Source organism: Streptomyces sp. NPDC046859 (assembly GCF_040645135.1).
Taxonomy (GTDB): Bacteria; Actinomycetota; Actinomycetes; order Streptomycetales; family Streptomycetaceae; genus Streptomyces.
In genome coordinates, this window is the sequence record NZ_JBEYXR010000002.1 from 25,868 (window position 1) to 47,782 (window position 21,915).

Annotated in this window: 22 protein-coding genes and 3 pseudogenes; 18 read left to right on the forward strand and 7 right to left on the reverse strand. The window is 72.3% G+C overall.

The window, feature by feature from the left end; all coding sequences use genetic code 11:
* The first annotated feature begins 333 nt into the window (after positions 1 to 333).
* The 8 genes from ABZ899_RS02475 to ABZ899_RS02510 all read left to right on the forward strand — a co-directional run bounded on the left by ABZ899_RS02475 (position 334) and on the right by ABZ899_RS02510 (position 7,711).
* Positions 334 to 1,470, forward strand: coding sequence for a ParA family protein (locus ABZ899_RS02475; RefSeq protein ID WP_361339606.1), 1,137 nt, complete (start codon positions 334 to 336; stop codon positions 1,468 to 1,470).
* Complete coding sequence (locus tag ABZ899_RS02480) at positions 1,455 to 2,027, forward strand: hypothetical protein (protein ID WP_361339609.1); 573 nt, start codon at positions 1,455 to 1,457, stop codon at positions 2,025 to 2,027. Before ABZ899_RS02475 ends, ABZ899_RS02480 begins: the two co-directional genes overlap by 16 nt.
* Positions 2,028 to 2,045: 18 nt before the next feature.
* Entirely contained in the window at positions 2,046 to 3,179 is a 1,134-nt protein-coding gene (locus tag ABZ899_RS02485) for a segregation/condensation protein A (RefSeq protein ID WP_361339612.1), read from the forward strand.
* Complete coding sequence (gene scpB / locus ABZ899_RS02490; protein ID WP_361339615.1) at positions 3,176 to 3,826, forward strand: SMC-Scp complex subunit ScpB; 651 nt, start codon at positions 3,176 to 3,178, stop codon at positions 3,824 to 3,826. Before ABZ899_RS02485 ends, scpB begins: the two co-directional genes overlap by 4 nt.
* Positions 3,826 to 4,941: a pseudouridine synthase gene (locus ABZ899_RS02495; protein ID WP_361339618.1), complete on the forward strand. Its 1,116-nt coding sequence runs from the start codon at positions 3,826 to 3,828 to the stop codon at positions 4,939 to 4,941. Before scpB ends, ABZ899_RS02495 begins: the two co-directional genes overlap by 1 nt.
* 266 nt (positions 4,942 to 5,207) lie before the next feature.
* On the forward strand, positions 5,208 to 5,945 hold the full coding sequence (locus tag ABZ899_RS02500; RefSeq protein WP_361339621.1) for an NUDIX domain-containing protein: 738 nt from the start codon (positions 5,208 to 5,210) through the stop codon (positions 5,943 to 5,945).
* Positions 5,942 to 6,964: an ADP-ribosylglycohydrolase family protein gene (locus tag ABZ899_RS02505; protein ID WP_361339624.1), complete on the forward strand. Its 1,023-nt coding sequence runs from the start codon at positions 5,942 to 5,944 to the stop codon at positions 6,962 to 6,964. The genes ABZ899_RS02500 and ABZ899_RS02505 overlap by 4 nt, the downstream gene beginning before the upstream one ends.
* 3 nt (positions 6,965 to 6,967) lie before the next feature.
* Positions 6,968 to 7,711: a nucleotidyltransferase domain-containing protein gene (locus tag ABZ899_RS02510; protein WP_361339627.1), complete on the forward strand. Its 744-nt coding sequence runs from the start codon at positions 6,968 to 6,970 to the stop codon at positions 7,709 to 7,711.
* Here ABZ899_RS02510 and ABZ899_RS02515 read toward each other — a convergent pair.
* Together ABZ899_RS02515 and ABZ899_RS02520 are read right to left on the reverse strand one after the other, a co-directional pair.
* The gene (locus ABZ899_RS02515) at positions 7,637 to 8,380 is read right to left on the reverse strand and encodes a nucleotidyltransferase domain-containing protein (RefSeq protein ID WP_361339630.1); all 744 of its coding nucleotides are present in this window, start codon (positions 8,378 to 8,380) and stop codon (positions 7,637 to 7,639) included. The genes ABZ899_RS02510 and ABZ899_RS02515 overlap by 75 nt on opposite strands.
* A gap of 22 nt (positions 8,381 to 8,402) precedes the next feature.
* Positions 8,403 to 8,828 carry a Rieske (2Fe-2S) protein gene (locus ABZ899_RS02520; RefSeq protein WP_361339633.1) on the reverse strand — a complete coding sequence of 142 codons (426 nt, stop codon included), beginning with the start codon at positions 8,826 to 8,828 and terminating at the stop codon, positions 8,403 to 8,405.
* Positions 8,829 to 9,073: 245 nt separating this feature from the next.
* On the opposite strand from ABZ899_RS02520, the gene aroH reads away from it, so the two are divergent.
* The 5 genes from aroH to der all read left to right on the forward strand — a co-directional run bounded on the left by aroH (position 9,074) and on the right by der (position 13,534).
* Positions 9,074 to 9,436, forward strand: a complete 363-nt coding sequence (aroH, locus tag ABZ899_RS02525; RefSeq protein WP_361339636.1) for a chorismate mutase — start codon at positions 9,074 to 9,076, stop codon at positions 9,434 to 9,436.
* Complete coding sequence (locus ABZ899_RS02530; protein ID WP_361339639.1) at positions 9,433 to 10,518, forward strand: prephenate dehydrogenase; 1,086 nt, start codon at positions 9,433 to 9,435, stop codon at positions 10,516 to 10,518. The genes aroH and ABZ899_RS02530 overlap by 4 nt, the downstream gene beginning before the upstream one ends.
* Before the next feature lie 131 nt (positions 10,519 to 10,649).
* Positions 10,650 to 11,336: a (d)CMP kinase gene (cmk, locus tag ABZ899_RS02535; RefSeq protein WP_361339642.1), complete on the forward strand. Its 687-nt coding sequence runs from the start codon at positions 10,650 to 10,652 to the stop codon at positions 11,334 to 11,336.
* A gap of 53 nt (positions 11,337 to 11,389) precedes the next feature.
* Positions 11,390 to 11,977: a lysophospholipid acyltransferase family protein gene (locus ABZ899_RS02540; protein ID WP_361340553.1), complete on the forward strand. Its 588-nt coding sequence runs from the start codon at positions 11,390 to 11,392 to the stop codon at positions 11,975 to 11,977.
* Between the two features lie 78 nt (positions 11,978 to 12,055).
* A complete protein-coding gene (gene der, locus ABZ899_RS02545) occupies positions 12,056 to 13,534 on the forward strand; it encodes a ribosome biogenesis GTPase Der (protein WP_361339644.1) in 1,479 nt (492 codons plus the stop codon).
* A 51-nt stretch (positions 13,535 to 13,585) separates the two neighbouring features.
* Here der and ABZ899_RS02550 read toward each other — a convergent pair whose 3' ends face one another.
* Together ABZ899_RS02550 and ABZ899_RS02555 are read right to left on the reverse strand one after the other, a co-directional pair.
* Positions 13,586 to 13,939 carry a hypothetical protein gene (locus ABZ899_RS02550; RefSeq protein WP_361339647.1) on the reverse strand — a complete coding sequence of 118 codons (354 nt, stop codon included), beginning with the start codon at positions 13,937 to 13,939 and terminating at the stop codon, positions 13,586 to 13,588.
* Between the two features lie 130 nt (positions 13,940 to 14,069).
* A complete protein-coding gene (locus ABZ899_RS02555) occupies positions 14,070 to 14,852 on the reverse strand; it encodes a hypothetical protein (protein ID WP_361339650.1) in 783 nt (260 codons plus the stop codon).
* 545 nt (positions 14,853 to 15,397) lie between these two features.
* Between ABZ899_RS02555 and ABZ899_RS02560 the strand changes: the two genes are divergently transcribed.
* Together ABZ899_RS02560 and ABZ899_RS02565 are read left to right on the forward strand one after the other, a co-directional pair.
* On the forward strand, positions 15,398 to 16,075 hold the full coding sequence (locus ABZ899_RS02560; RefSeq protein WP_361339652.1) for a transglycosylase family protein: 678 nt from the start codon (positions 15,398 to 15,400) through the stop codon (positions 16,073 to 16,075).
* Between the two features lie 218 nt (positions 16,076 to 16,293).
* A pseudogene (locus ABZ899_RS02565) lies at positions 16,294 to 16,590 on the forward strand (transglycosylase family protein); the annotation flags it as partial.
* Positions 16,591 to 16,966: 376 nt separating this feature from the next.
* On the opposite strand, the pseudogene ABZ899_RS02570 reads toward ABZ899_RS02565, so the two are convergent.
* Positions 16,967 to 17,568, reverse strand: a pseudogene (locus ABZ899_RS02570) (ATP-binding cassette domain-containing protein); the annotation flags it as partial.
* Between ABZ899_RS02570 and ABZ899_RS02575 the strand changes: the two are divergent.
* Both ABZ899_RS02575 and ABZ899_RS02580 read left to right on the forward strand, forming a co-directional pair.
* Positions 17,567 to 17,803 (forward strand): annotated as a pseudogene (locus ABZ899_RS02575) (amino acid ABC transporter substrate-binding protein); the annotation flags it as partial. The pseudogenes ABZ899_RS02570 and ABZ899_RS02575 sit on opposite strands and share 2 nt — an antisense overlap.
* A gap of 68 nt (positions 17,804 to 17,871) precedes the next feature.
* Positions 17,872 to 18,345: a hypothetical protein gene (locus ABZ899_RS02580; RefSeq protein WP_361339654.1), complete on the forward strand. Its 474-nt coding sequence runs from the start codon at positions 17,872 to 17,874 to the stop codon at positions 18,343 to 18,345.
* Here the strand turns inward: ABZ899_RS02580 and ctaD are convergent.
* Complete coding sequence (gene ctaD / locus ABZ899_RS02585; protein ID WP_361339657.1) at positions 18,233 to 19,915, reverse strand: cytochrome c oxidase subunit I; 1,683 nt, start codon at positions 19,913 to 19,915, stop codon at positions 18,233 to 18,235. The two genes, ABZ899_RS02580 and ctaD, sit on opposite strands and share 113 nt — an antisense overlap.
* 458 nt (positions 19,916 to 20,373) lie before the next feature.
* Here ctaD and ABZ899_RS02590 point away from each other — a divergent pair, with 458 nt between their 5' ends.
* On the forward strand, positions 20,374 to 20,589 hold the full coding sequence (locus tag ABZ899_RS02590; protein WP_361339660.1) for an I78 family peptidase inhibitor: 216 nt from the start codon (positions 20,374 to 20,376) through the stop codon (positions 20,587 to 20,589).
* A 94-nt stretch (positions 20,590 to 20,683) separates the two neighbouring features.
* Here ABZ899_RS02590 and ABZ899_RS02595 read toward each other — a convergent pair whose 3' ends face one another.
* Entirely contained in the window at positions 20,684 to 21,709 is a 1,026-nt protein-coding gene (locus tag ABZ899_RS02595; RefSeq protein WP_361339662.1) for a phosphatase PAP2 family protein, read from the reverse strand.
* Positions 21,710 to 21,915: the final 206 nt, after the last annotated feature.

Genomic DNA, 21,915 nt, shown 5'->3' on the forward strand with positions numbered 1-21,915 from the left:
CAGCCGGACCTTGCTCGAAAAGGTCCGGCTGGATGTGTGTATGGTCACTTTGCGAAGCTCGGTCAACTCGCCTCGAACGCAACCCTTCGACCGATTCGCACACCGGTGAAACCTGCTGTGCGACGGTCGTACGCCCTTGACAGCGGGATGTTTCATTGTCGACACATCTGCCCGGTCCGGTGGATTGTGTTGCTGCGGACCGCCGACACGCCATAGAGTCGCCAACCGTCGGCATGGTGCCACGCTGACCTGTCTAGAAGTTTCCTGGTCACCAAGGAGGTAAGACGACTTGTGAATGAGTCGACATTTTCTCCCGGGGGTGGTCAACCAGGAATGCCTGTACGGGGCCAGGGTCCCGCGGGATTCGAGGCTGTCGGCTCCGTCGCTGTCCGAACCTTCGCAGCCCACCAGAGCCAGACCAACCCCCACACGGCTCTGACAGCAAACAAGAGCATGGATGGCCATCACGTGAACGCCATGGCCGGCGACGGAAGTGGCGCGCCCCGCAACCACTTCGCCGACTACGACGAACTGCCCGAAGGGCACTTCTACGACCCCGACGCGGAGTACGAGCCCGACCCCGAGTACGCGGCCACCCTCGCGCCCGACGCTGCCCGGCAGCGCCGCGAGCGCGTCGGCCCGACCGGACGCCCGCTGCCGTACTTCCCGATCCCGGGCCCGCTGACCGACCACGGTCCCGCGAAGATCATCGCGATGTGCAACCAGAAGGGCGGCGTCGGCAAGACGACGTCGACCATCAACCTGGGTGCCGCCCTCGCCGAGTACGGTCGCCGCGTGCTGCTGGTGGACTTCGACCCGCAGGGCGCGCTGTCGGTCGGACTCGGTGTGAACCCGATGGAGCTCGACCTCACGGTCTACAACCTGCTCATGGAGCGGGGCATGTCGGCCGACGAGGTGCTGCTGAAGACGGCGGTCCCCAACATGGACCTGCTGCCCAGCAACATCGACCTGTCCGCGGCCGAGGTCCAGCTCGTCAGCGAGGTCGCCCGGGAGTCCACGCTCCAGCGGGCCCTGAAGCCGCTGATGGACGACTACGACTTCATCGTCATCGACTGCCAGCCCTCGCTCGGCCTGCTCACGGTCAACGCCCTGACGGCCGCGCACAAGGTGATCGTGCCGCTGGAGTGCGAGTTCTTCGCCCTGCGCGGTGTGGCGCTGCTGACCGAGACCATCGAGAAGGTCCAGGAGCGGCTGAACCCGGAGCTGGAGCTCGACGGGATCCTCGCCACGATGTACGACTCGCGCACGGTCCACAGCCGTGAGGTCCTGGCGCGCGTGGTCGAGGCGTTCGACGACCACGTCTACCACACGGTCATCGGGCGGACGGTCCGCTTCCCGGAGACCACGGTCGCCGGTGAGCCGATCACCACGTACGCCTCCAACTCCGTCGGTGCCGCCGCCTACCGCCAGCTCGCCAGGGAGGTGCTCGCCCGGTGTCACGCCGAGTGAGTCTGCCGGGGGCCGACGAACTGTTCCGCACGACAGGGGGTACGGCGCTCCAGCCGTCCACTCCCCGGCGCCCGGCCAACGGCGAGGCCCGGGTGCCGGCCCCCGCGGGGGAGAGCGACGCCGCGGCCGCCGAGGACGGGCCGCAGTCGGTGCCCGCGCGGGGCGGCGACGGCGAGGGCGCCGAGCACGTGGCGGCCGACACCGAGCAGGCCGAGGCGGGGGAGTCCCGCAGCCGGTCCGCCGCCGGGGACCGCTCCGGACGGCGTCAGGGCGCGCAGGAAGGTTCTGCCGGGGGCGCCGCCGCAGCGCCGCGCAAGCGGGGGCGTGCCGCCGCACGCCGGCCCAGCGGACGCGAGCGGCACGACGAGAAGATCACCGTCTACGTCTCCGCCGAGGAACTCATGGATCTGGAGCACGCGCGTCTGGTGCTCCGCGGCGAGCACGGGCTCGCCGTCGACCGCGGGCGGATCGTCCGCGAGGCGGTGGCCGTGGTCCTGGCCGATCTGGAGAGCCGGGGCGACGCCAGCATTCTCGTACGACGGCTGCGCGGGCGGTAGCGGTAGCCTGCGGGGGCCATGACCTCGAACGACGTTCCCGCCCCGCGCGCCGGTGCCCCCGCCGGCCGCCGGCGCGCGCTGGGCCGGGGACCGGGAGCGGCGCCGGTGGTCCCGCCGGTTCCGGCACCGGAGCGGTCGCCCGCGGAGCCGGACCCCGACCCCGGCGCTCCCGAGGCTCCGGCGCCCGCGCCGCAGGACCGGCCCGCCGGCCGCGCGCCCGAGCCGTCGCCCGCCGCGCAGACGCCGGTGCCCGCAGCAGCGGAGCCGGAACCGCGGCCCGTCCCGACGGCCGCGGCCGCGGAGATCCCGGCGCCGCAGGACGGCGCCGACACGGAGACCGACGGTGTCTTCAAGGTCCGGCTCGCCAACTTCGAGGGCCCCTTCGACCTGCTCCTCCAGCTGATCTCCAAGCACAAGCTGGACGTCACCGAGGTCGCCCTGTCCAAGGTGACCGACGAGTTCATGGCGCACATCCGGGCCATGGGACCGGACTGGGACCTGGACGAGACGACGGAGTTCCTGGTGGTCGCCGCCACGCTGCTGGACCTCAAGGCGGCCCGGCTGCTCCCGGCCGCCGAGGTGGAGGACGAGGCCGACCTGGCGCTCCTGGAGGCACGGGACCTGCTGTTCGCGCGGCTGCTGCAGTACCGGGCGTACAAGCGGATCGCCGACATCTTCAGCGGGCGGCTCGACGACGAGGCGCGCCGCTACCCCCGTACCGTCGGCCTGGAACCGCACCACGCCGAGCTGCTGCCCGAGGTGGTCATCAGCATCGGGGCGGAAGGATTCGCCAGACTCGCGGTCAAGGCGATGCAGCCCAAGCCGAAGCCGCAGGTGTACGTCGAGCACATCCACGCGCCGCTGGTCAGCGTGCAGGAACAGGCCGGGATCGTCGTCGCGCGGCTCAGGGAGCTGGGCGAGGCGAGCTTCCGGGACCTCGTGGCGGACACCGACGACACCCTCACGGTCGTGGCGCGCTTCCTGGCGCTGCTCGAGCTGTACCGCGAGAAGGCCGTGGCCCTGGACCAGGAGACGGCGCTCGGTGACCTCGTGGTGCGCTGGACCGGCGGGGACGGGGACGCGCAACCGAGGGTGACCGACGAGTTCGACCGGCCGCCGGAGCCGCCCGAGCAGGAGGAGAAGAAGGCGTGAGCGAGATCACCGGACTGCCCGCCGGGTCGAGCGCCGTCGCGGACCTCGACCTCAAGCCCGCCCTGGAGGCGATGCTCATGGTCGTGGACGAGCCCGCGGCCGAGGAGCACCTCGCGAAGCTGCTGGAGCGGCCGCGGCGGCAGGTCGCGGACGCGCTGCGGGAGCTCGCCGACGAGTACGCCGTGCAGGGCCGCGGCTTCGAGCTGCGGTTCGTCGCGGGCGGCTGGCGCTTCTACACCCGGCCCGAGTACGCGGCGGCCGTCGAGCGCCTGGTGCTGGACGGGCAGACGGCCCGCCTCACCCAGGCCGCCCTGGAGACCCTCGCGGTCGTCGCGTACCGCCAGCCGGTCAGCCGCAGCCGCGTCTCGGCCGTGCGCGGGGTGAACTGCGACGGCGTGATGCGCACCCTGCTGCAGCGCGGGTTGGTCGAGGAGGCGGGCGCGGAACCCGAAACAGGTGCGATCCTGTACAGGACGACGAACTACTTCCTGGAGCGGATGGGCCTGCGCGGCCTGGACGAGCTCCCCGAACTCGCGCCCTTCCTCCCCGAGGCGGAGGCGATCGAGGCCGAGACACTGGAAGCGGACCCGTCGTTCGATCCGGACGCCCCGGATTCCGAGGACGCAGACGACAAGACGGAACTTTGATGCGAAGCAGCAGCGGCAGGAACAGCAGCGGAAACAACGGCGGGAGCCGTGGTGGCAACAGCGGCGGCCGCGGCGGGAGCGGCGGTGGCCGCGGTCATCACCGCGGTGCCGGCAACGACCGCGACGACCGGCAGGGCGGTCGTCCGAAGAAGCCGCGCCCGGAGGAGCGACGCTACGACGTGGGCCCCGGCGCCACCCAGGAGGGCCCCAAGTCGGGTCGCGGGCCCACGGCCCGCGGAGGTGCCAAGGGCGGGCCGAAGAAGCCCCTGCAGCGGGGCCGCTCGGTCCCGGCCACGTCCCGCGAGTACGAGGCGCGCGCCGAGGAGCGCAACCGCGAACGGTACGCGGGCAAGAAGGACGTCAAGCCGCCCAGGACGTTCCCGGGCGCCGAGCAGGAGGGCGAGCGGCTGCAGAAGGTGCTCGCGCGCGCCGGCTACGGCTCGCGGCGCGCCTGCGAGGAGCTGATCGACGAGGCGCGCGTCGAGGTCAACGGCGAGATCGTCGTCGAGCAGGGCCTGCGGGTCGACCCCGAGAAGGACGAGATCAAGGTCGACGGGCTGACCGTCGCCACGCAGTCGTACCAGTTCTTCTCGCTCAACAAGCCCGCCGGCGTCGTCTCCACGATGGAGGACCCCGAGGGCCGGCAGTGCCTCGGCGACTACGTCACCAACCGGGAGACCCGGCTGTTCCACGTCGGGCGGCTCGACACCGAGACCGAGGGCGTCATCCTGCTCACCAACCACGGCGAGCTGGCCCACCGCCTCACCCACCCCAAGTACGGCGTGCGCAAGACCTACCTCGCGCACATCGTCGGCCCGATCCCGCGCGACCTGGGCAAGCAGCTCAAGGACGGCATCCAGCTGGAGGACGGCTACGCGCGCGCCGACCACTTCCGGGTCGTCGAGCAGACCGGCAAGAACTACCTGGTCGAGGTCACCCTGCACGAGGGCCGCAAGCACATCGTGCGCCGCATGCTGGCCGAGGCCGGGTTCCCGGTCGACAAGCTGGTGCGGGTCGCCTTCGGCCCGATCACCCTCGGCGACCAGAAGTCCGGCTGGCTGCGCCGGCTGTCGAACACCGAGGTCGGCATGCTGATGAAGGAAGTCGATCTGTAGACACGGGCGTGTGCGTGGCGACGGCCGGTCCGGGACTCCCCGGGCCGGCCGTCGCGTTTCCCGCCCCCTGTGGGCCCGTGGCGGGCCGGGAAGGGGTGAGAGGTCCGAGGGGGCGCGCTCCGGCTCCGGAGGGCCGCAGAAGGCCGCCAGGGGGCCGTGCGGGGCCCCTGCCGATGCGCGGGCCGCGGGGGTTGTGGAAGCGTCCGCCGATCCTTTAGAGTCAGATTGACTAATAGTCGTACTGACCATTAAGGGGGTGGCCCGGCATGCCCGGACCCGTCGCGCCCGACGGCTACGACAAGCACGCCCACGAGCCCTTCGCCGTCACCGCCGACCTCGCCGTCCTCACCCTCCGCGACGGCGCCCTGCACGTCCTGCTCGTCGAGCGCGGACAGGAGCCGTACCGGGGCCACTGGGCCCTGCCCGGCGGCTTCGTGCAGCCCGACGAGTCCGCCGAGACGGCCGCCCGGCGCGAACTCGCCGAGGAGACCGGCCTGTCGGACGTCAGCGGCCTCCACCTCGAGCAGCTGCGCACCTACAGCGAGCCGGACCGCGACCCCCGCATGCGGGTCGTGACCGTCGCCTTCACCGCCCTGCTGCCCGACCCGCCCGAACCGCACGGCGGCAGCGACGCGGCACAGGCCCGCTGGGTGCCGTACGACGAGGCCCGGCCGCTCGCCTTCGACCACGACCGGATCCTGGCCGACGCCCACGAGCGGATCGGCGCCAAGCTGGAGTACTCCGGTCTCGCCACCGCCTTCTGCCCGCCCGAGTTCACGCTCGGCGAGCTCCAGAAGGTCTACGAGGTGGTGTGGGGCACCGCCCTGGACCGGCCCAACTTCCGGCGCAAGGTGCTCGCCACCCCCGGCTTCGTCGAACCCGTCCCCGGCGGGGCCCGGCTCACCGGCGGCCGCGGCAAACCCGCCGCGCTGTACCGCGCGGGCACCGCGACCTCCCTCCACCCGCCCCTGCTCAGGCCCACCCCGGAAGGACGCCCCGCATGACCGCCACCACCGTCCGCAAGCGCGCCGCCACCGGCTCCCTGCTCGGCCTCGCCCTCGGCGACGCGCTCGGCTTCCCCACGGAGTTCGACGACGTGCCGTCGATCCTCGCCAAGTGCGGGCCGTGGCAGCAGATGGCCCTGCCGACGCCGGCGATCGTCACCGACGACACCCAGATGACCCTGGCGCTGGGGAAGGGGCTGCGGACGGCGATGGACCGGGGTCCGCTCGGGCCCGGGCGGCTGGAGCGGCCGGTACGTGAGGAGTTCGTGGACTGGTACCGGTCACCGGAGAACAACCGGGCGCCGGGCAGGACCTGCCTGGTCGCCTGCGATCTGCTGAAGGACGACAGCAGGCCCTGGCAGGACGCCTCACAGATCGGCTCCAAAGGCTGCGGCGCCAACATGCGTGTCGCCCCCCTCGGCCTCGTCCCGGGACTCGGCGACGAACAGCGCGCCGGCGCCGCACAGCTGCAGTCCGGGCTCACCCACGGGCACCCCACGGCGCTCGCCGCCTCCGACCTGACCGCGCACGCCGTGCACCTCCTCGCGCGCGGCGCCGACCCGGCCGGACTGGTCGGGCTGCTGCGGTCGTACGCCTACGACAACCGCACGCGCTACCACGAGCGCTGGCTCGGCGACCTGTGGACCCGCTCCCAGGACCCCACCCCCGAGCACTTCATCGCGCGCGGCTGGGACGACTGCCTGGCCGTGCTGGACCGGCTCCAGGAGGCCGTCCGGTCCGTGTCGCCGGAGACCGACCCCTGCCTGGCCACCGGCGAGGGCTGGATCGCCGAGGAGGCCCTGGCCACCGGTCTGCTGTGCTTCCTCTGGTTCGTCGACGAGCCGCTGACCGCCCTGCGCCGGGCCGCCTGCACGGCCGGGGACTCCGACTCGATCGCCTGCCTGGCCGGGGCGTTCGCCGGAGCCCACCTCGGCGCGGACGCCTGGCCCGCCGACTGGGCAGACCGGATCGAGTACCGGGGCGACCTGCTGGCCCTCGGAGCGCTCTGGGACGCTTGACCGATGCTCGACGCCCTCGACCTCGCCCCCGTCGTCGCGGAACAGCCCGACCCCGTGCTGTTCGCGACCGTCTCCGGCGCCCACCTGTACGGCTTCCCGTCGCGCGACTCGGACGTCGACCTGCGCGGGGTGCACCTGCTGCCGGCCGCCGACCTCGTCGGGCTGCGGGAGCCGGACGAGACACGCTCACGGATGTGGGTGCGCGACGGCGTGGAGATGGACCTGGTCACCCACGACCTGCGCAAGTTCGTACGGCTGATGCTGCGCCGCAACGGCTATGTGCTGGAGCAGCTGCTCTCCCCGCTGGTCGTGCACACCACCGACGCCCACCGCGAGCTGGCCGAGCTCGCGCCGGGCGTGCTGACCGCGCACCACGCCCACCACTACCGGGGGTTCGCCACCACGCAGTGGCGGCTGTTCGAGCGGACCGGGGAGCTCAAACCGCTGCTGTACACCTTCCGTGTGCTGCTCACCGGCATCCACCTGATGCGCAGCGGCGAGGTCGAGCCCCATCTGCCCACCCTGCTCCAGGGGGTCGACGCGCCCGCCTACCTGCCCGAGCTGATCGCCGCGAAGGCCGAGCGCGAGCACGGGGAGGCGGGCGTCGACCACGCGCGCGTGGCGGCCGACGTGGAGCGTCTGCACGCCGTGCTCGACGAGGCGCAGGCCGCCTCAGCGCTGCCCGGAGCCCCGAGCGGCCACGACGCCCTGCACGCCTTCGTCGTCCGCGTACGGCTCGAGGGCTGAGGCGCGCCGGACCCGGACCAGGAAGTCCTCCACCCGGCGCCGGTCGGGCTCGGCAGGCAGCGGACTGCGGTGCAGCGCCTCCTCCGCCTGTGCGGCGAGGCGGGCCATCCGGGACTCCACCTCCGGCCAGGGGACCTCGCCGCGCTTGACCTCCAGCAGCGACGCGCGCGCGTCGCCCACGTCGACCGTCATGCGGCCGGTGCGCAGCAGATCGCGGGCGCTCGCCAGGAGGCGCAGCATGTGCATGGCGTGCTTCCAGCGCGGGGCGCCGTGCGCGCGCAGGCCCGCCTCCAGCTTTCCGCGCTGGCCGAGCGCGTACCGCGTGAAGGTCGCGTACACCTGATGGGACAGGAACGCCTCACGCAGGGCGAGGAGCTCCTGCCCGGTGGTGTCGGCGTACTCGACGAGCGAGGAGTGCAGGCACTCCAGGATGTTCGGGTTGGCGCGCAGGGCCAGCTCGCAGAAGCGTTCCAGCTCCCAGCCGAACTGCTCGGGCAGCGGTCCCTCGACATGCGTGGGCGGCTTGTCGAAGCGCCAGAACAGGGCGGTGGGGGCGAGGAACACGCCGCGGCGGTCGGTGTCGCTGCCGTCCGTCGCCAGACCGAAGGCGCGCGACCCCATGACACAGGAGTAGATCGTGTGGTCGCGGACCAGGGTCTCGGGGCGCATGCCCGGCAGCGTACGGGGCCGGTCACACCAGGCGGATCGAATTTCCCTCCACCACGATGTCCTTCGGCGGCAGCGGCTCGGTGGCCGGCGGGTGCGCCACCGCACCGTTCGTGATCTTGAACTTGCTGCCGTGGCACGGGCAGTCGATCGTGCCGTCGGCGACGGTGGTGACCAGGCAGTGCTGATGCGTGCAGACGGCGGAGAACGCCTTGAACTCGCCGGCCTCCGGCTGGGTCACCACCACCTTCTCGTCGGCGAAGACCTTGCCGCCGCCCACCGGGATGTCGTCGGTCGTGGTGAGCTCCTGGCCGGGCGTACCGCCCGACCGGCCGGGGGAGACGCTCGACGACGAGTCGCCGCCGGAGTCGCCGCAGCCGACGGTGAGCGCCGCGGCGCCCGCCGTGCCCGTCGCGATGAGGAGGTCGCGTCGCGTCGGACGGTTGGTCATGTCGTCACTCCGGGGGTGCGCGGAAGGGGCGAAGAGGTCGGGGGCGACCCGCTCCGGACAGGAGCAGCAGCATCTTCGCATCCGAATCGCTCAAGCGGTGGTAATTGGGGACCCACACCGCAAATCGCGCATTCGTCCTGTCCCGGGCGGTGTCTCAGCGTACGGGCGCGGTGCGTGGGCGGCGTGCGGGCTGACTAGGCTGGACCGGCGTAGAGGCGATCGGTACATCAGCGAGGAGCAGCGCCGTGGCGGTACGAGCGGTCCGGGGGGCCGTCCAGCTGGAGCGGGACGAGGCCGGGCATATGGACGAGCGGGTCGGAGCCCTGCTCACCGCCGTCCTCGAACGCAACGACCTCACCGCGGACGACCTGATCAGCATCTGGTTCACGGCCACCCCCGACCTGCACAGCGACTTCCCCGCGGCCGCCGCCCGCAAGCTCGGGATCGTGGACGTCCCGCTGATCTGCGCCCAGGAACTCGACGTCGAGGGCGCCATGCCCCGGGTCGTCCGGATCCTCGCGCACATCGAGTCCGACCGGCCCCGCGCCGGCATCGTCCACGTCTACCTCGGTGCCGCCGCCGCCCTGCGCAAGGACATCGCCCAGTGAGAACCGCACTCGTCATCGGCACCGGACTCATCGGCACCTCCGCCGCCCTCGCCCTGTCCCAGCGGGGCGTCACCGTCCACCTCGCCGACCACGACCCCGAGCAGGCCCGCACGGCCGCCGCGCTCGGCGCCGGCACGGACGAGGCGCCCGACGGCCCCGTCGACCTCGCGATCGTCGCCGCGCCCCCCGCGCACGTGGCGGCCGTCCTCGCCGACGCGATGCGCCGGGGCGTCGCCCGCGGCTACCTCGACGTCGCCAGCGTCAAGGGCGGACCGCGCCGTGAGCTGGAGGCGCTGGGCCTCGACCTGTCCGCCTACCTCGGCACCCACCCCATGTCGGGCCGTGAGAAGTCCGGGCCGCTGGCCGCCACCGGCGACCTGTTCGAGGGCCGCCCCTGGGTGCTCACCCCCACCCGGGACACCGACACCGAGGTGCTGAACCTCGCCCTGGAACTGGTCTCGCACTGCCGCGCGGTCCCGGTCGTGATGGACGCCGACGCCCACGACCGCGCGGTCGCCCTGGTCTCCCACATGCCCCACCTGATGTCCAGCATGGTCGCCGCCCGTCTGGAGGGCGCCGAGGAGGCGGCCGTCCGGCTGTGCGGCCAGGGCGTACGGGACGTGACCCGGATCGCGGCCTCCGACCCCCGGATGTGGATCGACATCCTCTCCGCGAACCCCGGACCGGTCGCGGACCTGCTCACGGACGTCGCAGCCGACCTGGAGGAGACCGTCCGGGCGCTGCGGGCGCTGCAGTCCTCCGACGAGGACAAGCGGCTCGAGGGCGTCTCCGGCATCGAGGACGTCCTGCGCCGGGGGAACGCCGGCCAGGTGCGGGTCCCCGGCAAGCACGGCACGGCCCCGCGGGTCTACGACGTCGTGGCCGTGCTCATCGACGACCAGCCCGGACAGCTGGCGCGGATCTTCGCCGACGCCGACCGGGCCGGCGTGAACATCGAGGACGTCCGCATCGAGCACGCCACCGGGCAGCAGGCCGGTCTGGTGCAGCTCATGGTGGAGCCCAAGGCGGCCCCGGTGCTCACCGCGGCCCTGCGGGAGCGGGGCTGGGCGATCCGGCAGTAGCCGGCCCCGCGGCCGGCGCCGGTCGTCCGTTCCGGGCGCGGCCGGACGAGTGACGCGCACCCAGTAACCTTGTGCGGGGCGCCCTCGCGTTCCCCCACTCACGCCCCACAGCACCAGGAAGGTGTCCTCCCGTGGAAAACGGTGCCGCCAAGCCCGTGATTGTCGCCATCGACGGCCCCTCCGGCACGGGCAAGTCGAGCACCTCGAAGGCCGTCGCCGCGCAGCTCGGACTGCGCTACCTGGACACCGGCGCCCAGTACCGGGCGATCACCTGGTGGATGGTGACCAACGGCATCGACATAGGGGACCCGTCCGCGATCGCCGCCGTGGCCGGCAAGCCCGAGATCGTCTCCGGCACCGACCCGTCGGCCCCGACGATCACCGTGGACGGCGTCGACGTGGCCGGCCCGATCCGCACCCAGGAGGTCACCTCCCAGGTCAGCGCGGTCAGCGCGGTGCCCGAGGTGCGCGCCCGGATCACCGAGCTGCAGCGCACGACCGCCACCTCCGCCGAGCGCGGCATCGTCGTCGAGGGACGCGACATCGGCACCACCGTCCTTCCCGACGCCGACCTGAAGATCTTCCTCACCGCCTCCGCGGAGGCCCGCGCCGCCCGCCGCAGCGGTGAGCTCAAGGGCGCCGACGTGCACTCCACCCGCGAGGCGCTGCTGAAGCGGGACGCGGCCGACTCCAGCCGCAAGACCTCCCCGCTGGCCAAGGCGGACGACGCGGTCGAGGTGGACACCACCGAGCTCACCCTCCAGCAGGTCATCGAGTGCGTCGTCACGCTCGTCGAGGAGAAGCGGGCCGCGAAGTGACAGCTCCATCCGAGCGCGGTGCCGACATCGGGCGGCGGATCGGCGTCGGCCTGATGTACGGGCTGTGGCGACCGCGGGTCCTGGGCGCCTGGAGAGTGCCCGCCGCCGGGCCGCTGATCATCGCGGTCAACCACAGCCACAACATCGACGGGCCCATGGTGATGGGCGTCGCTCCCCGGCCCGTGCACTTCCTGATCAAGAAGGAAGCCTTCATCGGCCCGCTCGACCCCTTCCTGACCGGCATCGGGCAGCTGAAGGTGGACCGGCACGCCGCCGACCGCACGGCCATCACCCGGGCGCTCGACGTGCTGGGCCAGGGCGGCGTCCTCGGCATATTCCCCGAGGGCACCCGGGGCGAGGGCGACTTCGCGTCGCTGCGCGCCGGACTCGCGTACTTCGCCGTGCGCGGCGGCGCCCCGATCGTCCCGGTCGCGGTGCTGGGAAGTTCCGAGAGGCGCGGACGGTTGATCAAGGGGCTGCCCCCGCTGCGGCACCGCGTGGACGTCGTCTTCGGCGACCCGTTCGACGCGGGCGACGGCAGCGGGCGGCGCACCCGTCGCGCGCTCGACGAGGCGACGGAGCGCATCCAGAAGGAGCTCACCGCACACCTGGAAAACGCCAGGCGGCTGACCGGTCGCTAGGCGACACTGAGTAGTGGATCAGCGGGTGGACCACCGGCCGATCCACCGATCACCACGATGAACGAAGGTACGGACTTCATGAACGACCACATCCACTCCGAGGGCTCCGGCGAGGAGCACGACCACGGAGCGCTTGGCGACGCCGAGTACGCGGAGTTCATGGAGCTCGCCGCGGAAGAGGGCTTCGACATCGAGGACGTCGAGGGGGCGATCGAGGCGGCCGGGCACGGCCCGCTGCCCGTGCTCGCCGTCGTCGGCCGGCCCAATGTCGGCAAGTCGACCCTCGTCAACCGGATCATCGGGCGCCGTGAGGCCGTCGTCGAGGACAAGCCCGGCGTCACCCGCGACCGCGTGACCTACGAGGCCGAGTGGGCGGGCCGCCGCTTCAAGCTCGTCGACACCGGCGGCTGGGAGCAGGACGTCCTCGGCATCGACGCCTCCGTGGCCGCCCAGGCCGAGTACGCGATCGAGGCCGCCGACGCCGTCGTGTTCGTCGTCGACGCCAAGGTCGGCGCCACCGACACCGACGAGGCGGTCGTCCGGCTGCTGCGCAAGGCCGGCAAGCCCGTCGTGCTGGCCGCCAACAAGGTGGACGGTCCCAGCGGCGAGGCCGACGCGGCCTACCTGTGGTCCCTCGGGCTCGGCGAGCCGCACCCGGTCTCCGCGCTGCACGGCCGCGGCACCGGCGACATGCTGGACGCCGTCCTGGAGGTGCTGCCCACCGCGCCCGCGCAGACCTTCGGCGGCGCGGCCGTCGGCGGCCCGCGCCGCGTCGCCCTCATCGGGCGCCCCAACGTCGGCAAGTCCTCCCTGCTGAACAAGGTGGCGAACGAGGAGCGCGTCGTCGTCGACGAACTCGCCGGCACCACCCGCGACCCGGTCGACGAGCTGATCGAACTCGGCGGCGTCACCTGGAAGTTCGTCGACACCGCCGGCATCCGCAAGCGGGTCCACCTGCAGCAGGGCGCCGACTACTACGCCTCGCTGCGCACCGCGGCCGCCGTGGAGAAGGCCGAGGTGGCGGTCATCCTGATCGACGCCTCGGAGTCCATCTCGGTCCAGGACCAGCGGATCGTGACGATGGCCGTCGAGGCCGGCCGCGCCATGGTCATCGCCTACAACAAGTGGGACACCCTCGACGAGGAGCGCCGCTACTACCTGGAGCGGGAGATCGAGACCGAGTTCGGCCAGGTCTCCTGGGCGCCCCGGGTGAACGTGTCGGCGCGCACCGGGCGGCACATGGAGAAGCTGGTCCCGGCGATCGAGACGGCGCTCGCGGGCTGGGAGACCCGGGTCCCCACCGGCCGCCTGAACGCCTTCCTCGGTGAGCTGGTCGCCGCCCACCCGCACCCGGTCCGCGGCGGCAAGCAGCCCCGCATCCTCTTCGGCACCCAGGCCGGCACCAAGCCCCCGCGGTTCGTCCTGTTCGCCTCCGGCTTCATCGAGGCGGGCTACCGCCGCTTCATCGAGCGCCGGCTGCGGGAGGAGTTCGGCTTCGAGGGGACGCCGATCCACATCTCCGTGCGCGTGCGCGAGAAGCGCGGCAAGAAGAAGTGACGACAGGGCGAAGGGGCGGTCCCACTCGGGACCGCCCCTTCGCCCTGTCCTTCAGCCCCTGCGTGCCGGTGGCAGCGCCGCCGGCACGTGCTGCATCCCGGAGCCCTGGGGCCCGATGTGCCCGACGCGCTGCCACTGCGGCTGCTGCCCGCCGTGGTGCCGGGCGCTGTGCGCCCCCGCGCTGTAGGCGCTGTACGAGCCGCTGAACGACCCCGCGCGGTGGCCGCCGTAGTAGCTGCCCGTGCCGCGCTGGATGTTGCCGAAGGCGACGAACCCCAGATCCTCCTCGCCGCTGCGGTCTCCCGGCAGGGAGCGGAAGGACTTGACGTATTCGGCGTAGAGCGCGTCGTAGATCGGGGTGGGCGAGGAGCCGCCCTGGAAGCGGGGAACGTCGTATGCATGCACGTATGTCCAAACGACCCGGCACCGGAAGGGATGCGGCCGGTGAGCGCACCAAAGGGGCGTGCGGCGCCCCCGGTGTGCGGCTGCCCCGGCCCGTCCGCCCGCGGGTGACGGGCCCGCCGGACGGGCGCGGTCAGGTCCCCGCGAGCGGCAGCGCGGCCGCCACCAGCTGCCCGTTGGCCGCCGCCCTGTCCAGCGCGCCGCGCAGCAGGTCCTCCCGGGGCTGGCGGCCGATGGAGCCCACCGGGGCCGCGAACATCAGCACCTGCTGGTGCTTGTTGGCGGCGGCCCGCCAGCCGTCGGTCACCTGGAGCGGCTGGTGGGCCTGCCACCAGGCCACCGGCTGACCGCCGTTCGGCCCCGGCTGCAGGACGGCGTGCAGCTGCCCCATGGCCAGCAGCACGGACCAGCCGTGCAGCACCGGCGGCACGTCCGCCAGTTCGGTCGCCGGCATGAACCCCTGCTCGATCAGCAGCGGCAGGAAGTCGTCGCCGGTGCCGGTCGCGCCGGGCCGCACGATCGGGCCGGTCGGCTCGACGACCAGGGCGGGGTGCAGCTCCCCGGCGATCAGGATCAGCCCGCTGGTCACGCCCAGCACCGCCTGCTCCGGCACGACCCGCTGGGGCTCCGGGTCGACGCGGTCGCCGGTGATGGACTTCACCGCTCCCCGCAGCTGGTCCTCGGTGACCTGGACGACCTGCGAGGGCAGACAGGTGGCGTGGGCGAAGGCGAGGACGGCGGTCTCCTCGCCGATGAACAGGACGGTGCTGGTGCGCTCCTGTCCGGAGTCGCCCGGGGTGCGGCAGGACGTGCAGTCGTAGCTGCCCGGGGCGTTCTCCCCGGCGAGCAGCCGGTCGGCTTCCTCGTCGCCGATCTCGGCACGTACCTCGTCGCTGACGTCGAGCATGCGCGGCACGGATGGCTCCCTCGGGATGTGGCGTGGCGGGGCCGGGTGGCTCCCGGCCCGTGAACCGGGCTGGCCCCGGGCTCATGAAGAAGACAACGGACGATCTGTGGCGGGAGTCACGCATCAGGGCGAACGGAATCGAACCATCCGACGCGCTCGGTCACCATCGGTCCGGAACCGCCTACTCACCGTCAAGTAAAGGAAAATGTACGGAAGTTGGTTGCGTGGGGTGGGTCACAGATCGCGGCCGCCCATGGTCGACAAATCCCGAAATCACGGAATGAAGTGGGTGGCCGATAATCGCCGATACCCTAGGTAACGGCGAACTGGCCTGGAATGACGAGGAGTTGGTTGATGCCGGGCGGCCCGGCTCCTTAGATTCCTCCGCCGTGTGCAACGAGCACCGCCCGGGTACGTCCGCCAACCGGCAAGCAGCGCCCGCCGGAACGCAGTACCAGCCTCCCGGCGGACGGGGCGGGGCGCCGGCCACGCGTCCCATGGCGCGTACGGCGGCGTACCGCCCGGGGACCCCGGGTCCTCGGAGAGGGAACCATATGTCCGAATGTGCCGATACCACTCACCACGACGTCCGGAAGAAGCCGAAGGCTCCGGGCGGAAGCCGGACCAGGGCGGGAGCCGTCCTCGCCGGAGCGGCACTGCTCGCTCCGCTCGGACTCCTGGCCGCCACCGGCGACGCCGCGGCGGCGGACAGCGGCGTGTGGGACCGCATCGCGCAGTGCGAGAGCGGCGGAGACTGGCACATCAACACCGGCAACGGCTACTACGGCGGGCTCCAGTTCGCCGCCTCCACCTGGCGGGCCTACGGCGGCACCGCCTACGCGCCCACGGCGGACGGCGCGTCCAGGGAGCAGCAGATCGCCGTGGCCACCAAGGTCCAGCGCGCCCAGGGTTGGGGCGCCTGGCCCACCTGCTCGGCCCGGGCCGGCGCCAACGGGAGCGCCCCGGCGGCCTCCACGCACGGCTCGACGGCATCCTCCTCCGCCACGGCGAAGAAGGCGGCCCCGTCGACTCCCGCGCGGACACCGGACACGCAGCCCGGACACCCCGCACGCGGTTCCTCGCGGGGTGACTACACCGTGCGCGCGGGCGACACGCTGAGCGGCATCGCCGCCCGGCACGGCACCACCTGGCAGCGGCTGCACGCCGCCAACCGGGCCGTCATCGGCGACGACCCCGACCTGATCGTGCCGGGACAGCGACTCGAACTCTGACCCGCGCACGCCTGATGCGGGCCCCGCCCGGTCCGCCGACCGGGTGGGGCCCGGCCGTTGTCGGACGCGCCGCGCCGGGACGGCCGCAAGGAGCTGCCTAGCGTGCTCATATGAAGAACGCACCGCTGACCATCGTCCTGGCCGCCGTCCTGCTGACCGCCGTCACCCCGGGGACGTCGCAGGCCACGTACGCCCCCCGGGGGGCCTCCGCACCATATATGTCCGGGCCTCCGCCCAAACACGCGTCCCTGAGCTGTGCCAAGGACCAGTGGCCCTGGGGCTGTGTCGCCCAGTGCGAGAGCGGCGGCGACTGGCACATCAACACCGGCAACGGCCATTACGGCGGGCTGCAGTTCTCGCAGTCCACCTGGGCGGGCTTCGGCGGGCTGAAGTTCGCCCCGCGCGCGGACCTCGCCACCCGCGAGGAGCAGATCACCATCGCCGTCAAGGTGGTGGCGGTCCAGGGCTGGGGCGCCTGGCCGCAGTGCTCCCGCCGGTACGGGCTCGCCGGCCGGATGACGCTGGAGAAGCCCGCCGTCACCCAGCCCGGCAAGGGCGGCAAGCCGGACGCCGAGAAGCCGGCCAAGCCCACCAAGCCGGCGAAGCCCTCGAAGGACGGGAAGCCGGCCAAGGACGAGAAGCCGGGCAAGGACGAGAAGCCCGCGAAGGGCGATGAGCCGAAGCAGGGCAAGCCGAAGAAGGAGGGCAAGCCCGCCGGGTCCGGGTCGGGCTCCGGGACCGGTGCGTCGACCGGGACCGGCAAGTCCCCGAAGACCGCGCCGGCGACCGAGCCCGAGAAGGCCACCGCCCCCGGCTGGGACACGGGCGCCGACCAGCCCGCCTACCCCGACCACAGGCTCGAGGACCTGCTCATCCCCGGTGCCCTGCTGCTCATGCCGAGGGGGTCGACCCTCCTGCCCGTGCCGCGGCCAGGCGCCGGTACTCAGCGCTCTCACCACTGAAGACGAGCGCCCCGCGCCGCGGTTCGTGGACGACTGCCGCCCGCTCCCGCAGGGCGGGCGGCAGTCGTTGCTCGGCGACGACCACGCACGCGTCGAGCCCGGCCGGCAGGTCGTACGTCCGGGCGGCCACCGCCTGTGCCGTGCCCCGCGCCGGCTCGTGCACCAGGACGACCCGCGCGCGGGCCGGCAGGGCGCGGGACAGGGCCGGCATCCGCTGCTCGCCCCCGGAGAGCGTGCCGGCGCGGCGCGCCAGGAGCGGGACGAGCGCGGGGTAGGCCTCCAGCGCCATGTCGGGGGAACGGGCGACGAATTCGAGGTTCTCGCGCCCGGTGACGGAGCCGAACACCGCCTGGCGCTCGGGCACCAGGCACATCCCCCGGCGGGCCCGCCCGTACGCGGCGTCTCGGTCACGTCGGCGCCGTCCCCCACCACGGCGCCCGCCGCCAGGGGCACGACCCCGGCCAGGGTGCGCGGGACGGTCGTACGGCCGCTGCCGTTGCGGCCCAACACGGTGACGCCCGGCCCGGCGGCGTGCGCCGGCCGGGGCGTCACCCGCGTGTGCGTGGACGACCACATCGACCGCAGTCCGGGGTTCACCGCGGGCGGGCTGCTACTCCCCGTCGGGTTCGAGCGGCTGCCCGTGCCGCCGAAGAGCCGCCGCACCTGTCTGTCGGTGGCCCGCCGGGAGGACGGCAGGGGCCGGGTCTCCCAGGGAGACATGAACCGCACGTGCCTGGAGATGGCGCAGCCGCCGTACCGGCCCTGAAGGGCAACCAAACGGCGGTATCGCCGGTCCAACCGACGTAGCCCCGAGCCGAGGAGGAACCGCAGCGCATGACGACCGTGCCGCAGGCCGCGCCCCTGCGCGCCGACTGCATCGCCGACTCGGCCGGCGGGCTCACGTTCGACGTCACCGCCCCCGACGCGAACGCCGCGGCCCATCTCGTGCTGCGCCACCGCGAGGGGCCCGAGGAGGTCACCCTGCCACTCGCCCCGGCGGCCCGGGGCCGGCTGCGCGCAGCCCTGCCCAGCACCGTCGTCCTGCCGGAGGGCCACTGGGACGCCTACGCCGGCGTGACCGCGGAGGCCCCCGACCACCGGGTGGCGTCGGGCGCCATGGACGTCCACCCGTCGGCCTCCCGCGTCCCGTACGTGACCCGGCAGGGCAACCTGAGCGTCGAGAGCCGGTTGGCGCTCATGACGACGCCTGGTGGGACGGCGGTTCGGGCTGCGGCGCCTCCAGCGCGTGCTGTGGATGGTGCAGGTCGAACGCCGGGGCCTCCGAGCGGATGCGCGGCAGCGTCGTGAAGTTGTGCCGGGGCGGCGGGCAGGAGGTCGCCCACTCCAGCGAGCGGCCGTACCCCCAGGGGTCGTCGACCTCGACCTTCTCACCGTACCGGGCCGTCTTCCAGACGTTGTAGAGGAACGGCAGCGTCGACAGGCCGAGCAGGAAGGCGCCGATCGTCGAGACGGTGTTCAGGGCGGTGAAGCCGTCGGCGGCGAGGTAGTCGGCGTACCGGCGGGGCATGCCCTCCGCGCCCAGCCAGTGCTGCACCAGGAACGTCGTGTGGAAGCCGGTGAACAGCGTCCAGAAGTGGATCTTGCCGAGCCGTTCGTCGAGCATCTTCCCGGTGAACTTGGGCCACCAGAAATGGAACCCGGCGAAGATCGCGAACACCACGGTGCCGAAGACGACGTAGTGGAAGTGGGCGACCACGAAGTACGTGTCGGACACGTGGAAGTCCAGCGGCGGCGACGCGAGGATCACCCCCGTCAGACCGCCGAACAGGAACGTCACCAGGAAGCCCGTCGCCCACAGCATCGGCGTCTCGAACGACAGCGAGCCCTTGATCATGGTCCCGGTCCAGTTGAAGAACTTCACCCCGGTGGGGACCGCGATCAGGAAGCTCATGAAGGAGAAGAACGGCAGCAGCACCGCGCCCGTGACGAACATGTGGTGAGCCCACACCACGATCGACAGCCCGGTGATCGCCATCGTCGCGCCGACCAGCGTCAGATAGCCGAAGATCGGCTTCCTGCTGAAGACCGGGATGATCTCCGTGATGATGCCGAAGAACGGCAGCGCGATGATGTAGACCTCGGGATGCCCGAAGAACCAGAACAGGTGCTGCCACAGCAGCGCTCCGCCGTTGCCCGCCTCGAACACCACCGAGCCGAACCGGCGGTCCGCCTCCAGCACCAGCAGCGCGGCGGCCAGGACCGGGAACGCCATCAGGATGAGGATCGACGTGAACAGCGTGTTCCAGGTGAAGATCGGCATCCGGAACATCGTCATCCCGGGGGCGCGCATCCCGATGATCGTGGTGATGAAGTTGACGGCGCCCAGGATCGTGCCGAAGCCGGCCAGGGCCAGGCCCATGATCCACAGGTCGGGGCCGATGCCGGGGGACCGCTGGAGGCTGTTGAGCGGCGCGTAGGCGAACCAGCCGAAGGACGCCGGCCCGTCCGGCACGATCAGCGAGCCCATCACGATCAGCCCGCCGAACAGGAACAGCCAGTACGAGAACATGTTCAGCCGGGGGAAGGCCACGTCCGGGGCGCCGATCTGCAGCGGCATCAGCTCGTTGGCGAACCCCGCGAAGGTCGGCGTCGCGAACAGCAGCAGCATGATCGTGCCGTGCAGGGTGAAGAGCTGGTTGAACTGCTCGTTGGTGACGATCTGCAGGCCCGGCCGGGCCAGCTCCGCCCGCATCAGCAACGCCATCAGACCACCGGCCAGGAAGAACACGAACGACGTGATCAGGTAGAGGTGGCCGATCTTCTTGTGGTCGGTCGTGGTCAGCCAGTCGACGACCACCCGGCCGGGCCTCTCGCTCCGTATGGGTCGTGCCGTCGCCGGTACGGTCTGCGTCCCCATCGCTCGCTCGCCCCTTCGCTCGCCGTGCCCCGGGCCCGCTGAACCCGCGCCGCACGCGCCGACGCGAGCTCACGCCATGATGCTCGCGTCGGCGGTGCGGCGACAGAGGGCGTACGGAGGTTCTGTGGTAGAACCATGTACTTTTCGTGCGGCATCGGCAGCCGGAGCCCGCGCGAAATCCCGGGAAAAGGAATGCCGAGGCGCTTGTGCGGAACTCTCGCGCCCCACTTCCGGGGGCCTTCGGCGACACGCGGGAATTGCGTTCGAATGCCCGCGGTGGGCCTTGGAAATCACTCGTTCGTGTGGCGGCTCATCGTGTCCTCCACAGCCGTTCAGGTGACCGGAACGCGTGTCGTGATGCTGTGACGAAAGCGTGACCCCGAGGGGACGCGGACGCGGAGGGGCACGGCCGCGGGCCCTCTGGCCCGATCCCGCGCCGAGGCCCTAGCGTGGGCCGCATGGCACCGATTCCGCATCCCCCCACCGAACCCCAGGACGACCCGGACACCTACGTCGGCCTCGACGCCGACGGGGCCGAGCGGCGCGCCCGGACCCGGGGGTGGTCCACGGTGCGCGCGCTGCCGCCGGGGGCGATCATCACGATGGAGTACCGCTCGGGACGGCTGAACTTCGAGGTGAAGGACGACCGGGTCGTGCGGGCCTGGAAGGGCTGAGCAGGCCGAAGGCCCCGGCTCCCGTGGAGGGAACCGGGGCCTTCGCCGTGCCGCGGGGCCTCATGTGTGTGTACCGGACCCCGCCGCCGGGGTGTCAGCCGCCCGTCACCGGACGGGCCGTGGAGGCGGCGCCGCGTGCGGTGCGCTCCGTGTGCGGCGGCCTGCGGCTGCCGGCCGGCGTCCCCGGGGCGCGCTCGGCGCGGGCGGTGTGCGGGCCGGGCGCCAGATAGACCGGCGCCCTGGGGGAGCGGGGCGGAGGGCTCGCCTCCCGGGCCGCGGCCTCGTCCTCCACGGCCGCGGGGAGCGAGGAGAGCAGCACCGGGGCCTCGACCGGCGCGACCGGCACGGCCGCCCCGGTGGCCCCGCGCTCCCGCCAGCGGTCGCGCAGGTCGAGCAGCCAGGTCTCGGCGCGGGCGATCAGCGGCTCGAACCACGGCAGGGCGAGCAGGATCAGCAGGCCGGCGGTCCAGCCGAGCACCACGTCGCTCAGCCAGTGCGTGCCGAGGTAGACGGTGGACATGCCGACGCCCAGCGAGGTCACCGCCGACAGGGCGGACAGCCAGCGGCGGGCTCTCGGGGTGGAGGCCAGGTAGGCGAGGATCCCCCACGTGACCACGGCGTTCGCGGTGTGACCGCTCGGAAATATATCGCCGCCGAGCCACATCTCGTTCGAGCCGATCTCGGTCGCGTAGTGCGGTCCGAGCCGGCCCATGCCGAGCTTGGCGGCGCCGACGGTCACGTTCAGCAGCAGCAGGGAGACGCCGAGCGCGAGCAGCGGACGCAGGGTGTGCTGCCGCCAGGAACGCCAGCCGAGCCACGCGGCGACCATCACGGCGGTGGGGCCGCGCTGGCCCAGCACCACGTAGTAGTCGACGAAGGCGTGGATCTCGGCCCACTGCTGGTACGGGCGGAAGAACATGACCTGCCAGTCCAGCCGGACCAGCCACGAGGTGACGACGACGGCCCACACGATGGCCCCGTAGAAGGCGAGGGCCGCCGCGAACAGCACGACCCGGTGCGGGGTCATCCGCGGCACATCGATGTGGGCCGGGCGTTCGGGCTCCCGGTCCAGCCTGGCGAAGACCCGGTCCAGACGGGTCAGCTTCGGTTTGGTACACACCCAATCGACGCTACAGCGAGTGAGCGCGGTAGAACGGCGATTCCACGGCTTTGTGATGACGATGTGATGTGGCATTCCTCTCAGCGAGACCTTCAATTCCTGTGAATCGCTAATCGGCGGGCGCCCGTTCCTTCAATTCCATTGATCGTCTCGGCCCTTTGTTATTCCCGCCTTATGAATTCGTTCATCGGAGCCTCGGGTGACCT